Source organism: Flavobacterium phycosphaerae, from assembly GCF_010119235.1.
Lineage (GTDB): Bacteria > Bacteroidota > Bacteroidia > Flavobacteriales > Flavobacteriaceae > Flavobacterium > Flavobacterium phycosphaerae.
In genome coordinates, this window is the sequence record NZ_JAAATZ010000001.1 from 2,369,695 (window position 1) to 2,382,119 (window position 12,425).

At 37.9% G+C, this 12,425-nt stretch carries 16 protein-coding genes; 11 read left to right on the forward strand and 5 right to left on the reverse strand.

What is annotated here, in order from left to right:
* Nucleotides 1-9 precede the first annotated feature (9 nt).
* The 3 genes from GUU89_RS10545 (at nt 10) to GUU89_RS10555 (ending at nt 1,294) form a co-directional block, all read left to right on the forward strand.
* A complete protein-coding gene (locus tag GUU89_RS10545) occupies nt 10-489 on the forward strand; it encodes a DUF5362 family protein (protein ID WP_162127872.1) in 480 nt (159 codons plus the stop codon).
* Nucleotides 490-561: 72 nt separating this feature from the next.
* The gene (locus GUU89_RS10550) at nt 562-777 is read left to right on the forward strand and encodes a hypothetical protein (protein ID WP_162127873.1); all 216 of its coding nucleotides are present in this window, start codon (nt 562-564) and stop codon (nt 775-777) included.
* Nucleotides 758-1,294 (forward strand): Smr/MutS family protein, encoded by a 537-nt coding sequence (locus GUU89_RS10555; protein WP_162128669.1) that lies wholly within the window; start codon nt 758-760, stop codon nt 1,292-1,294. The genes GUU89_RS10550 and GUU89_RS10555 overlap by 20 nt, the downstream gene beginning before the upstream one ends.
* An 83-nt stretch (nt 1,295-1,377) precedes the next feature.
* Here GUU89_RS10555 and GUU89_RS10560 read toward each other — a convergent pair whose 3' ends face one another.
* Entirely contained in the window at nt 1,378-1,584 is a 207-nt protein-coding gene (locus GUU89_RS10560; RefSeq protein WP_162127874.1) for a hypothetical protein, read from the reverse strand.
* A gap of 524 nt (nt 1,585-2,108) precedes the next feature.
* Here GUU89_RS10560 and GUU89_RS10565 point away from each other — a divergent pair.
* The 4 genes from GUU89_RS10565 (at nt 2,109) to GUU89_RS10580 (ending at nt 4,914) form a co-directional block, all read left to right on the forward strand.
* A complete protein-coding gene (locus GUU89_RS10565; RefSeq protein ID WP_162127875.1) occupies nt 2,109-2,441 on the forward strand; it encodes a ribonuclease Z in 333 nt (110 codons plus the stop codon).
* Nucleotides 2,442-2,445: 4 nt separating this feature from the next.
* Entirely contained in the window at nt 2,446-3,354 is a 909-nt protein-coding gene (locus GUU89_RS10570; protein WP_162127876.1) for a ribonuclease Z, read from the forward strand.
* 139 nt (nt 3,355-3,493) lie between these two features.
* Entirely contained in the window at nt 3,494-4,138 is a 645-nt protein-coding gene (gene pdxH, locus GUU89_RS10575) for a pyridoxamine 5'-phosphate oxidase (protein ID WP_162127877.1), read from the forward strand.
* A 272-nt stretch (nt 4,139-4,410) separates the two neighbouring features.
* Entirely contained in the window at nt 4,411-4,914 is a 504-nt protein-coding gene (locus tag GUU89_RS10580) for a CAP domain-containing protein (RefSeq protein WP_202924446.1), read from the forward strand.
* 94 nt (nt 4,915-5,008) lie between these two features.
* On the opposite strand, the gene fumC is transcribed toward GUU89_RS10580, so the two are convergent.
* Complete coding sequence (fumC, locus tag GUU89_RS10585; RefSeq protein WP_162127878.1) at nt 5,009-6,394, reverse strand: class II fumarate hydratase; 1,386 nt, start codon at nt 6,392-6,394, stop codon at nt 5,009-5,011.
* A gap of 217 nt (nt 6,395-6,611) precedes the next feature.
* Here fumC and GUU89_RS14795 point away from each other — a divergent pair, with 217 nt between their 5' ends.
* A complete protein-coding gene (locus tag GUU89_RS14795) occupies nt 6,612-6,785 on the forward strand; it encodes a hypothetical protein (RefSeq protein ID WP_202924447.1) in 174 nt (57 codons plus the stop codon).
* A 55-nt stretch (nt 6,786-6,840) separates the two neighbouring features.
* On the opposite strand, the gene GUU89_RS10590 is transcribed toward GUU89_RS14795, so the two are convergent.
* Both GUU89_RS10590 and GUU89_RS10595 read right to left on the reverse strand, forming a co-directional pair.
* Nucleotides 6,841-9,390, reverse strand: coding sequence for an outer membrane beta-barrel family protein (locus tag GUU89_RS10590; RefSeq protein WP_162127879.1), 2,550 nt, complete (start codon nt 9,388-9,390; stop codon nt 6,841-6,843).
* 87 nt (nt 9,391-9,477) lie between these two features.
* Nucleotides 9,478-9,819: an ArsC/Spx/MgsR family protein gene (locus tag GUU89_RS10595; RefSeq protein WP_162127880.1), complete on the reverse strand. Its 342-nt coding sequence runs from the start codon at nt 9,817-9,819 to the stop codon at nt 9,478-9,480.
* A gap of 69 nt (nt 9,820-9,888) precedes the next feature.
* On the opposite strand from GUU89_RS10595, the gene GUU89_RS15345 reads away from it, so the two are divergent.
* From GUU89_RS15345 to GUU89_RS10605, 3 genes are read left to right on the forward strand one after another with little or no spacing between them, the layout of a single operon-like run.
* Nucleotides 9,889-10,080: a hypothetical protein gene (locus GUU89_RS15345; protein WP_317163886.1), complete on the forward strand. Its 192-nt coding sequence runs from the start codon at nt 9,889-9,891 to the stop codon at nt 10,078-10,080.
* A 14-nt stretch (nt 10,081-10,094) separates the two neighbouring features.
* Complete coding sequence (locus GUU89_RS10600) at nt 10,095-10,844, forward strand: CPBP family intramembrane glutamic endopeptidase (RefSeq protein ID WP_317163887.1); 750 nt, start codon at nt 10,095-10,097, stop codon at nt 10,842-10,844.
* Nucleotides 10,837-11,877 (forward strand): AMP-binding protein, encoded by a 1,041-nt coding sequence (locus GUU89_RS10605; protein ID WP_162127881.1) that lies wholly within the window; start codon nt 10,837-10,839, stop codon nt 11,875-11,877. The genes GUU89_RS10600 and GUU89_RS10605 overlap by 8 nt, the downstream gene beginning before the upstream one ends.
* Before the next feature lie 66 nt (nt 11,878-11,943).
* Here GUU89_RS10605 and GUU89_RS10610 read toward each other — a convergent pair whose 3' ends face one another.
* A complete protein-coding gene (locus GUU89_RS10610; RefSeq protein WP_162127882.1) occupies nt 11,944-12,369 on the reverse strand; it encodes a DoxX family protein in 426 nt (141 codons plus the stop codon).
* Nucleotides 12,370-12,425: the final 56 nt, after the last annotated feature.

Consider the following 12,425-nt stretch of genomic DNA (forward strand, 5'->3'; position numbering starts at 1 on the left):
TTTATATTTATGGAAAACCAAAACAATTTAACGTTAAATGATCAAGCTGTTGATGCCCTTAGAGTAAGTGCTAAATGGACTATGTTTTTATCAATTCTCGGTTTTATCGGCATCGGATTTATGTTGCTGGTGGGCCTATTCATGTCGGTCGCAATGTCTGCTATGCCAACAGAAGCACCCGTAATGGGTGGCGGTATGATGGGCGGAATGCTCGGTGCCATGAAAGGAGTTATAGCAGTTGTATATATTGTCCTGGCATTAGTTTATTTCTTCCCTATTTATTATTTGTACAAATATTCAAAAGGAATTAAAGACGCGATTGATAGCAGTAACAGTGATTTATTGTGCAATGCTTTGGTTAACTTAAAATCACACCATAAGTTTTTAGGGATAGTTGCCATAGTGTGTATTTCGATGTACATCTTGTTTTTTATTGGTATTGCCATATTTGCTGCCAGTTTCGCAAGCAGTGCAGCATCCGGAATGTAATAAAAAAATATATACAGTTTAAAACCAGCTTATCCGGCTGGTTTTTTTATTTTTGAGCATTAAAGAAATGTTATGAAAAAACTAATACTGCCCGTAATGCTTGTGGCTATAGTGGTTGGTTTATACGAACAAACCAAGGCCAAGCCTAATATATTTATCTTAATCATTGCCATCGTAATCTTTATGTATGGTATGATGCGATTGAGTGCTAAAACATTGCACAACCAGAATCACAGTATTGAAGACAAAACCATAGAAGAGGAAGATGATGCTAACGAAGGGAGATAAGGTTTCGGTTTTAGACGATGCTATTGACGGCATTGTGATGGAGGTTAAAGGTTCGGAGGTTACTATTGAAACCACAGACGGTTTTATGATGACCTTCAAAAGCAGTGAGCTGATTAAAACAGCCGGTGCTATGAATATTAATTTCAATAAAAATCAGGTCATCAGCGAAAAAGAAGTTGCCAAGCCCAACTATACCAATAAAGAAAAGAAGAATAAAAGAGAAAATCCGATTCCCGAATTTGATTTGCATATTGAGAAGTTAGTCAAAAGCTATAAAGGGATGAGCAATTACGAAATCTTAACCCTGCAATCGGAAACTGCTAAAAAGCACATTGAGTTTGCTCTTAGAAACCGAATTCCCAAAATAGTATTTATTCATGGAGTAGGTGATGGGGTTTTAAAAGCGGAACTCGACTTTATGTTGGGGCGTTATGAGATGATAACCTTTCAAGATGCCAACTATCAAAAATATGGTATAGGCGCCACCGAAGTTTATTTCAAACAAAACACTAAATAAAAAAGTCCCGATTCTTATCGGGACTTTTCATTTCCAAAACTAACCAAATTATATATTTACTCTAAACTAAACTTTATTATTAATTAAGCTACTGCGCTTTCTTGAGAAACAACTTTTTTCAAGATAGATCTAACCAAAACACTGTTAGTAGTAACACCGGCGTTGATTAATTGTTTTTTACCGAAGTTAGAAGCGTTTGTTTTTACTTTGTTAGTGTTGTTTCCTCCAACTAACCAAGAAGCAACATCCATAGTGTTAGAAGCTACTGCAGTTTCAGTTGTAACAACCATTGTAGTTTCTTTAGCAACAGAAACTTGAGTTGTAGTAGTTGGTAAAACTTTAGTAGTAGTGTTTTGTCCAAATACTCCAGTTGATGATAATACTAATAAAACGAATAAAACAAATAATCTAACGTTAGTTACATTTTTTGAGTTGAAGTGTTATTAGCTGTTGTCATGATATTTTGTTTTTGTTGTTATTTCTTGAGTCAAAACTACGGCGACAGTCCTCACAGCGGAAATATTTTCGATAACTAACCTCAAAAGTCGTTTAATCGACAAAACCAATGAATTCGGGGGTTTTCAGCGTTTTTTTTGTGTCGTTCGTCTAGGAAATGTTAAAAAAACGTGTAGTTTACCGATGAAAAACCAATAAATTCCATGAACGACATTACCCTTTACATTTTATCGACCGGATAGTCGATGAGTGACCAAATCTTAGTAAATTAGCGTCATATTATTATTTAGGATTTGGGAATTAGGAATTAGGATTTCAAACTTTTCAAAAATCCTAAATCATCAAATCCTTAATCAAAATGAAAGTAGAACACAAAGGCCACACCACTATTATTAAAAACACCCAAGGCAATACAGCGGATTTTTTGCAAAAGCTGCTTCACGAATGCCATTCGTATAAAAACCAAAACCTAATCCTCGACCTATCGCACGACAAAGAACTCACCATGGAGGATGTAAAAGCATTTGCTGATATAACCAAATCACATAAAAAGGAGAAAAAGTCTTTGGTTTTGGTAGCCGATAATGTGAACTACAATGCTGTGCCTAAAAGCATTACTTTGGTGCCCACACTATTGGAAGCGCATGACATCATAGAAATGGAAGAAATTGAACGCGACTTAGGATTTTAGTATAATGAAATTAACCATACTGGGCTGCTACGCTGCCACCCCAAGATCGATTACCAATCCCACGGCTCAAATTCTGGAAATAAGAAACCGTATGTTCCTTATTGATTGTGGCGAAGGAACGCAGGTGCAGTTGCGCAAAAACAAGCTCAAGTTTTCCAAAATCAACCACATCTTTATTTCGCATTTGCATGGCGACCATTTTTATGGACTTGTTGGGTTGATTTCTACCTTCATGCTGCTCAACCGACAAACCGATTTGCATGTGTACGGACCCAAAGGCATTAAAGAAATAATATTGTTGCAACTGCGCTATTCTAATTCTTTTACGGGCTATAACCTGTATTTTCACGAACTGGAATCCAAAGAGAGCGAAGTGGTTTTTGAAGATGAGAAAGTAGTGGTTAAAACCATTCCGCTAAAACACCGCATTTATACCAATGGTTTTTTGTTTCAGGAGAAAGCCAAAGAAAGAAAGCTAAATGTTGCAGCAGCCGAAGACTATAATATAGATCCCGTTTATTACCGAAAAATAAAGTACGGCGGCGACATCACTTTAGATGACGGAACCATCATTCCAAATGCCGAATTAACCTTTGACCCTGAACCGGCGAAAAGCTACGCCTTTTGCAGTGACACTATGTATGATGAATCCATTATTCCGATAATTCAAAACGCTGACGTGCTTTACCACGAAACCACTTTCCTGGAAACCGAAGCCGACAAAGCCGAAAAAACCATGCACAGTACCGCCAAAGAAGCCGCTAGAATTGCTCTTAAAGCCAATGTGGGCGAATTGATTTTGGGCCATTACAGCACGCGTTACAGCAATATTGAACTTTTTAAAGAAGAAGCGGTTACCATTTTTCCTCACACGGTCTTGGCTGATGATGGTAAAGTATTCGACTATAAGTAGGAGCGAAAGGCTCGGGCTTTGTGAGTAATCGCAATTCCTGCTGTCCGCGCTACACGGTAGCCACTCCCATCAGGGCTAAAGAGGAGTCCTTATTTTACCTAAAAACTTAGTAACTTTACACCAAGAGAATCCTACTATAATGAAAGACTTAAGCAACTATAGAAAATCCTACGAGAAAAGCGAACTGCTGGAAACCAACATTCCGGAAGATCCTATCAACCTATTCCATAAATGGTTTTACGAAACCGAAGCGTTTAACGGTACCGAAGAAGTTAATGCTATGACGGTCGCTACTCATGGTTTAGATGGTTTCCCAAAATCTCGTGTGGTATTACTCAAGAAGTTCAACGAAGAAGGATTTATTTTCTACACCAATTACAATTCTGAAAAAGGAAAAGCCATAATTGCCAATCCTAAGGTATGTCTTTCGTTTTTTTGGCACAGTATGGAGCGTCAAGTTATAATTAAAGGAATAGCCGAGAAAACCGCTGAAATCATTTCGGATAATTACTTTGATTCCAGACCCGATGGCAGCAAGCTGGGCGCTATTGTTTCGCCACAGAGTGAAGTGATTCCGTCACGCGATTTTTTGGATGAAAAATTAAAACAACTTGAAACCGACTTAGCAGGAAAAACCATAGTAAGACCTGAGCATTGGGGTGGCTTTTTAGTCCGTCCTGTTGAAGTAGAATTTTGGCAGGGAAGAGCCAATCGTCTTCATGATAGGATACGTTATCAACTCCAAGACGATTATGCTTGGAAGATTGATCGTCTGTCACCTTGAAATAATATAAACAAATCGTGTAATTATATAAGCCACTCTTCGGAGTGGTTTTTTAGTTTTGGCGGTATGCAATTTCAGCATCGATGAAATGCACTTAAGTAAGAATTACTCTTATATAAAACAATAAAAAGTGTAGTTTATCGATTTTATTTGTGTTTTAAACGATAAAATACGTAAAATTGTCTAACCAAATCAAACAATACGTTCTGTCAATATTAATTCAATAAAGTGTTTGCCCCACATCTACTTTATTAAAAACTTAACCTACTACTATGAAAGCAAAAATGTTTAGAGCATTGTTGCCGTTAGCAATCGTGTTCACTATGGTATCTTGTTCTTCTGATTCTTCTGAAGACACTACAGCAGACAAAAAAGTTGTAACTACCTACAATTACAACGACACTGAGTCAAAGCTGGTTACTTTAATCAACAATTACCGTCAAAGCATTGGATTGAATACTTTAGAAGTTATCAATCACATCTCTTACAAATCAGAAGAGCACAACCTTTACATGATTGAGAATAAAGTGGTAAACCACGATTACTTTCAACAACGCTCAGACAATTTCAAACAAGTATTAGGAGCAGAAAGAGTAGGCGAAAACGTAGCTTACAATTACAACACTGCAGAGAGTGCTTTCAGTGCCTGGATGAACAGTCCGACACACAGAGCCAACATTGAAGGGAATTTCACCCATTTCGGAATTTCCGTAACGACTGACCCGGTATCCGGGAGAAAATATTACACTAACATGTTTATTAAAAAATTACCTTAATAACCATGCGTACAAAGAGAAAATAATAGTTTGATTATTGTTTTGTTTGATTTTGACAGATCTAAAAACCCACTTCCCCAAGTGGGTTTTTTAGTTATATCATATCCTCCGGTTTTACCCAAGCTTCAAAATCTTCAGCTGTTACATAGCCCAAACGAATGGCTTCTTCTTTTAAGGTGGTTCCATTTTGGTGAGCAGTTTGTGCAATTTCGGCAGCTTTGTAATATCCAATCTTGGTATTTAAAGCGGTAACCAGCATCAGTGAATTGTTTACCAACTCTTTGATGCGTTTGTAATTGGGTTCAATACCTTGAGCGCAATGTTCGTCAAACGAAGCACAAGCCTCACCTAACAAGCGTGCCGATTGTAAAAAGTTGGTTGCCATCATGGGTTTAAAGACATTCAGTTCGTAATGCCCTTGCAGCCCGCCAACCGTAATGGCTACATCATTGCCCATGACTTGAGCACAAACCATAGTCAAAGCTTCGCATTGGGTGGGATTCACTTTACCGGGCATAATAGACGAACCCGGCTCGTTTTCAGGAATGAGGATTTCTCCAATTCCGGAACGCGGACCTGAGGCCATCATTCTGATATCGTTGGCGATTTTCGTTAAGGCAACGGCTAATTGTTTTAAAGCACCATGACTTTCGACTATTGCATCGTGGGAAGCTAAGGCTTCAAATTTGTTGGGCGCTGTTACAAACGGATGGCCGGTAAATTGAGCAATGTATGCGGCGACTTTGACATCATAACCAATCGGGGCATTCAAACCGGTTCCAACCGCTGTGCCGCCAAGCGCCAATTCGGAAAGATGAGGTAAGGTATTTTTAAGTGCTTTAATTCCGTGATTGAGTTGTGCAACATAACCTGAAAGTTCTTGACCCAGCGTTAATGGGGTAGCATCCATCAAATGAGTGCGGCCAATTTTAACTACGTCTTTGAAAGCGTTGGCTTTGGTATCTAATGTATCGCGGAGTTTTTCAATATTAGGAATTGTAGTTTCTATAACCATTTTGTAGCACGCAATATGCATGGCTGTTGGAAAAGTATCGTTGGAGGATTGTGATTTGTTGACCTCGTCATTGGCTTTTAAAACGGGTTCGCCTTCGCCAATTTTAAAACCGGCGCGTACTTGAGCCCTGTTGGCAATGACTTCATTCACGTTCATGTTGCTTTGGGTGCCTGAACCGGTTTGCCAAATGACTAAGGGGAATTGGTCTTCTAATTGTCCGGCGAGGATTTCGTCACAGACTTGAGCAATGGCATCTCGTTTTGCTGCGGAAAGTACTCCTAAATCACAATTGGTATAGGCTGCTGCTTTCTTCAGATAGGCAAAACCGTAAATAATTTCTTTGGGCATAGAAGCAGTTGGCCCGATTTTGAAATTGTTTCGGGAGCGTTCGGTTTGGGGGCCCCAGTATTTATCGGCAGGGACTTTTACTTCGCCCATGGTATCACTTTCTATCCTAAATTCCATAATATGTGTTGTTTATAGGAGGAACCCTAGCCCGGATGGTAACGGCATCCTTTTGGCTCGTTGCAAACGAGGCAAAAGATATAGTGGACAGCCGGAACAGCTCCTAATGATTATTAACAAATTTACGGTTAAAACTGTTGAATAAAAATAGTTTTGTTTTTGGTCGACTGAATTATTCAACTTACATTTGCGTATAATTCAAAAAATTCCGGAAAACATGTTTGAATTTCAACAGTATTTAGGTTTCTTAGCGTTCTTAACCATTTTAACCATTGGTTTTTGGTTGATGATGTTCTTAGTCACTTTCATCGTTCCTTATTGGATTTTTGGTGGTGTGAAAGAATTATTGCAAGAAAGAAAAGCAAAAAGAGAAGCCGAACAAACAGCGTAGTTTAAAACTAAGCGTTTATAAAAAAGTCCCGATAATTCGGGACTTTTTTGTTATGTTAACCGGGGAAATCGCCGTTATCGTCTTGTTGGTTTCCTTTTGGTCTTTTGTCTTTCTCCTTGTCGTTTTTCATTTTGTTGAAACGGTAAGTGAAAGAAAGATTGATTTGACGTTGACGCCATTGTTGTTCGCTGTAGGCATTTAATGTAGCCAGATTGGTTTCGCTGATTCTTTTTCGAGAATTGAAAACATCGTTTACGTTTAAGGCGATAGTGGCTTGGTCTTTCAGGATGTCTTTGCTGAAGGCTAAATTGGCGCTCAATACACCCAAACTTCTTCCTTGTGCATTGGTTTGCGGTGCATTGTAAGTGGCGTTGGTTTGCCAGTCAATTTTATACGGCAGGTTTATTTTAGAAGAAACGCGGGTAAACCAGCTGGCAGCGGTATTGCCAAAATCCTGATAAACTGTTTCTTCGGTATTTTCTAAGGTGTAAGAGTAATTTCCATAGGTTTTGCTTTGGAAAAAGTTGAAGTTCCCGTTTAGCTTCCACCATTTGTAGGGTGTATAATTGATATTAAACTCAAACCCGAAACGTTCTTCTTTGGATAAATTGATAGGCGTAGACAAAATCACCGGTGTGGTAATATCGGCACCGCCTACGACTTGAATTACTTGTCCGTTTTCATTCAGTATGTCAGCACCGTCAACAACTGTAGTCACAACATAATTTCCACTGGGTCTTCTTATGAATTGAAAAACGTCTTTCGTGGTGTTAAAATACATAGAGGTGGAGAAGGTAACTTTTCCCCATTTGTTCATATAGCCAACATCAAAAGCATCGGTTAGTGACGGATTGATGTCGGGGTTTCCTTGAAAAATATTTACGTTACTCGAATAATTGGAAAACGGATTGATAAAACGGGAACGTGGTCTTGAAATACGTTTGCTGTAATTCAATGAAACGGTACTTTCTTCATTCAATTGATAGGTTAGGAAGGCACTAGGGAAAAAGTTATGGTATCTTTTATTATTGAAATCATTTGTGGTCAACAGGTTGATATCGATGTTGGAATCTTCATAGCGCAAGCCTAACAAATAAGAGAATTTATTGATTTTAGAACCAAATTGAGTGTACAAAGCATTGATTTTTTCTTTGTAGTCGAGTTTGTTGGTGTAGTTGGCATTTGGAATGTAATTTCCACTTCCATCAATATTGCCTACTCTGAAATCGGTTAACAGTTCATTAAAATCACCTTTGTAGCCGGCTTCAAACTGACTGTTTTTACCTATTGGCAATACATAATCTGATTGGAATAAGTTTCTTTTTTGGGTTTGTAAATTCAGTGTTGATTCTTGTTTTGCTAAACTTTCCTGTCCCAATACATAATCTGTGATGGTGGAATCGTCATCATCCAAATTGTTAGAGAAGGAGCCGTCAACCGTTAATTTATGGCCGTCTTTTTTGAATTTCTTAGTAAAATTAAAAGCATATTCTAAATCTCGGGTATTGGTGAATTGGTCGTTGTAACGATTTCGGATGTAATTGTTGTTGGTTTCATAATTATACAAAAACACATTATCCGGGTTAGCGCCGTCATTTTTTCTATAGTTGAACGAGTTTGTCCATGTCAACGATTTGTCTAAATACCAATCCATACCGATGGTGTAATTGAATCCTTTTCGACCTCTTTCTCTGGTACTTCTTTCGTTGATGGTTTTTTGAATACTTCCGTCAGGGTTCAGGTAATCGGTATCGGTTAAAGATTTTCCGGGAGATTTGCTGTCATTGTAGCCAACGGTGGAGAACAGATTGAAATTTTCGCTTTTGAAATTGACATTGGTTACTAATCCGTAGTTTCTCGGATCACCAACGGTAGCGATTACAGTTCCGTTAATACCTTGGTTTTTTCCTTTTTTCAATACAATATTGATGATTCCGCCACCGCCTTCAGCATCATAACGCGCTGATGGATTTGTGATTACTTCAATTTTATCTAAAGCATCTGCCGAAATGGTTCGCAAAGCATCGGCTATATTAATGGCATTGGAAGGTCTTCCGTCAATTAAGATTTTGACATTATCATTGCCACGCAGGGCTACATTCCCATCAGCATCAACAGTTACAGAAGGTACGTTATCCAATACATCGCTGGCCGTTCCTCCTTTTACAATCATGTCTTGTCCAACGTTGTATACTTTTTTATCCAGTTTGATTTCCACCGTAGTTTTTTCGGCACGAACCACCACTTCGTTTAATTGTGTAGCATCTTCTTCTAAACCAATCGTCCCTAAATTAGTAGCTTCGGTTAATTTTTTTTGAGCCATTACGGTTGGCTTAAATGAAATGAATTCCAGAGTAACATCATAAACGCCGGGATTAATTTCAACTGAATAGTCACCTTTGTTATCCGTTATTCCTCCAAAAATCATTTTCGGATTTTTACTGTTTTTTAAAGTAATCGTAGCATATTCCAGAGGAAGTTTACTGGTTTTTTCAATTACTTTTCCGGTGATAGTGATTTTGGCTCGTTCTTGTTTTTGTTGCGAAATAGCTAAGAAGGTAGTGCATAAAAGCAATAAGGTAGCAATAATCTGGAAGTTTCTCATTTGAAATTTTTAGCGCTTAGAACTGCAAAAGTACGTTTTGGTTTAAGCTCAATTTCACAAATCTTTGTTAAATAACAGTTGTTGAAGCTAAATGAAATCGTTCAGTTTGTCCAGTTCCCGACCAATAATGGCTTTATCTCCGTCAATAACAATAGGTCTTTCCAACAAGATTGGATATTTAGCAATGGCTTCGATTATGGCTTTGTCTGACAGTGTTTTTCCTTTGTATTGTTCTATCCAAATGGACTCTTTTTGACGAACAATTTCAATTGGTTTTACCTTAAGTTTTTGGAGCAGCACTTCTATTTCATCTACCGAAAGAGGGTGGGTTAAGTAGTTGATGATTTCGTATTCTTTGTGGGAATCATCCAGAAAAGCCAAGCAGGTTCTTGATTTTCCGCATCTTGGGTTATGAAGTACTTGTACCATCTTTTTTTCTGCAAAGTAATTAATATTCCTAGAAAAAAGTTAATTTAGGCAAAACAAAAATACAAGCATATGTTTTTAGAAAACGGTTTTTTTCCACACAATAAATTTTGGAAATATATTGTAGGCTCTATATTAATTATTTTGGCAGCTACTATTGGTCAAATTCCTTTAGCTATTGCTGTTGCGTTTAAATCATTTTCCAGCGGAAAACCTTACCCAACGACTGATACTGGAATGATGAAGTTTTATCTCCAAATCTGACTTTATTTCTCATCTTGCTTTCCTTTGTTTTTGCTTTTGTGGGTATAATTTTGGTGGTACGCCATTTTCATAAACAAACCTTTTTATCGGTCACCACTTCAAGAGAAAAAGTAGATTGGAGCAGGATATTTTTCTCTTTTGCTGTTTGGGGAACCTTTACCGCCGGGTCAACCTTGGTAATGTATTATAGCAACCCGAGTGACTTTGTTTATAATTTTAAACCGATTCCGTTTTTGATTTTGGCGATAATTGGTATACTGATGATTCCCATTCAAACTAGTACAGAAGAATATGTTTTTCGAGGATATTTGATGCAAGGTTTCGCGCTTTTGGCTAAGAACCGTTGGTTTCCTCTGGTATTGACTTCAGTGATATTTGGGAGCATGCATATTTTCAATCCGGAAGTCAGCAAAATGGGCTACATCATTTTGGTTTATTATATAGGAACAGGTTTCTTTTTGGGTATTATAACATTGATGGATGAAGGAATGGAACTGGCTTTGGGGTTTCATGCTGCCAATAACTTGGTTGGTGCTTTGCTGATTACTTCAGACTGGTCTGCTTTTCAAACGAATTCGATCTTTAAAGATACTTCTACACCTTCAGTTGGGTTTGAAATTTTGGCTCCTGTTCTTATCATTTTCCCGTTGCTATTATTTATCTTTAGTAAAAAATACCATTGGACCAATTGGAGAGAAAAGCTAATGGGTAATATTGTCGAAACTACTGCAACACCAACACAAAACATCGAAAATTATGAATAACCCAACCTACGAAAATGTACACAATCAGTTTAAACTGAATGGATTTCATCTTAACCGAGAGGATTTGTGCCGTGTGGCGTACAGTTTCATTAAAGAAGGAGAAGATTTTGAAAAGCCGGTGGGCGATTTTCTACTGGATTGGTTTGATTCTAAAGATTATATTGAAATGCAAACCTCGGGAACCACAGGAACGCCTAAAACCATCAGTGTAAGTAAGCAGGCGATGGTGCATTCGGCTTTAGCTACGGGAGATTTCTTCGATTTGCATCCCGGTGATAAGGCTTTGCATTGTTTACCGGTAAAATACGTAGCCGGAAAAATGATGCTGGTACGTGCTATGATTTTGGGGTTTGATTTAGAATTTACGGCGCCAAGTTCTCATCCGTTGCGTAATAATGAAACCGAATTTGATTTTGTGGCTATGGTTCCTTTGCAGGCACAGCATTCGGTAGCAGAATTAAAGAAAGTGAAAAAGGTCATTATTGGCGGGGCAGCCCTTAATAAAACATTAGAGAAACAATTATTAAAACTGAAAACCGAGGTATATGAAACCTATGGGATGACCGAAACCATTACTCACATTGCGGCTCGTAAATTGGGAGAAAAGGCATTCACGGTTTTGCCTGACGTTACTATTTCTTATGATAATAGAAATTGTTTGGTTATTCATGCACCCCGAATTTCCGATGATGTTATTGTGACAAATGATATTGTAGAATTAGTTAATGAAAATCAGTTTGTGTTTTTAGGACGTATGGACAACGTAATTAATAGTGGCGGGATAAAACTGATTCCTGAACAGATAGAGCAGAAATTGTCCGGTAAAATTCATCAGCGCTTTTTTATTGCTGCTAAACCCGATACGGAGTTGGGCGAAAAAGTTATACTGGTTGTAGAAGGGGCTGAGGAGAATTTTGAAACAACGTTATTTGATGCATTAGACAAATATGAAAAACCTAAAGAGGTTGTTTTTCTTCCCAAGTTTAAAGATACTCCCACCGGCAAAATCCTCAGAAAAGAAAGTTTACTATAATCAAAAACGCGCTAAAAGAACAAACTCTTAGCGCATTTTTTTTGTTGCGTTTGGGAACAAGCAACTTTATTTTTCCATTTTGAAATAATAATCGGCCGAGTGTTTTCCGCCACCGTAGAAGGCATAAAACAGACTGATTCCAAAAATAACTAAGGCTAACAGCAAATTACCGACATTCATTTGCCCAAAGAAATTAATCAGAATGGCTCCTGCCAAAATGGGTAATTGTGCAATAATAGCCCATCGGGTAAGCAACCCGAAAATAATCATGATGCCACCCATAATGTGCGCTGCAGCTATGTAATGAAAGGTAAGCATGCCCCCCATAAAATTACTGACAGGTGAAATTAAATCTTCAAAATCTTGATTATTGGTAATAAAATGAGCGCCTTTGTAGATGAAGAAAACGCCTAAAGCAATTCGAAGTGCGTCTAGCCAATAATTTGTGTGAGCGTTAGCCCATTTGTTCAAACCTTTTACTGAAGTATCCATAATAACAAAGTTTAAAATTCAATCTAAGTTACTATTTATTAGTGAGATATAAAAAT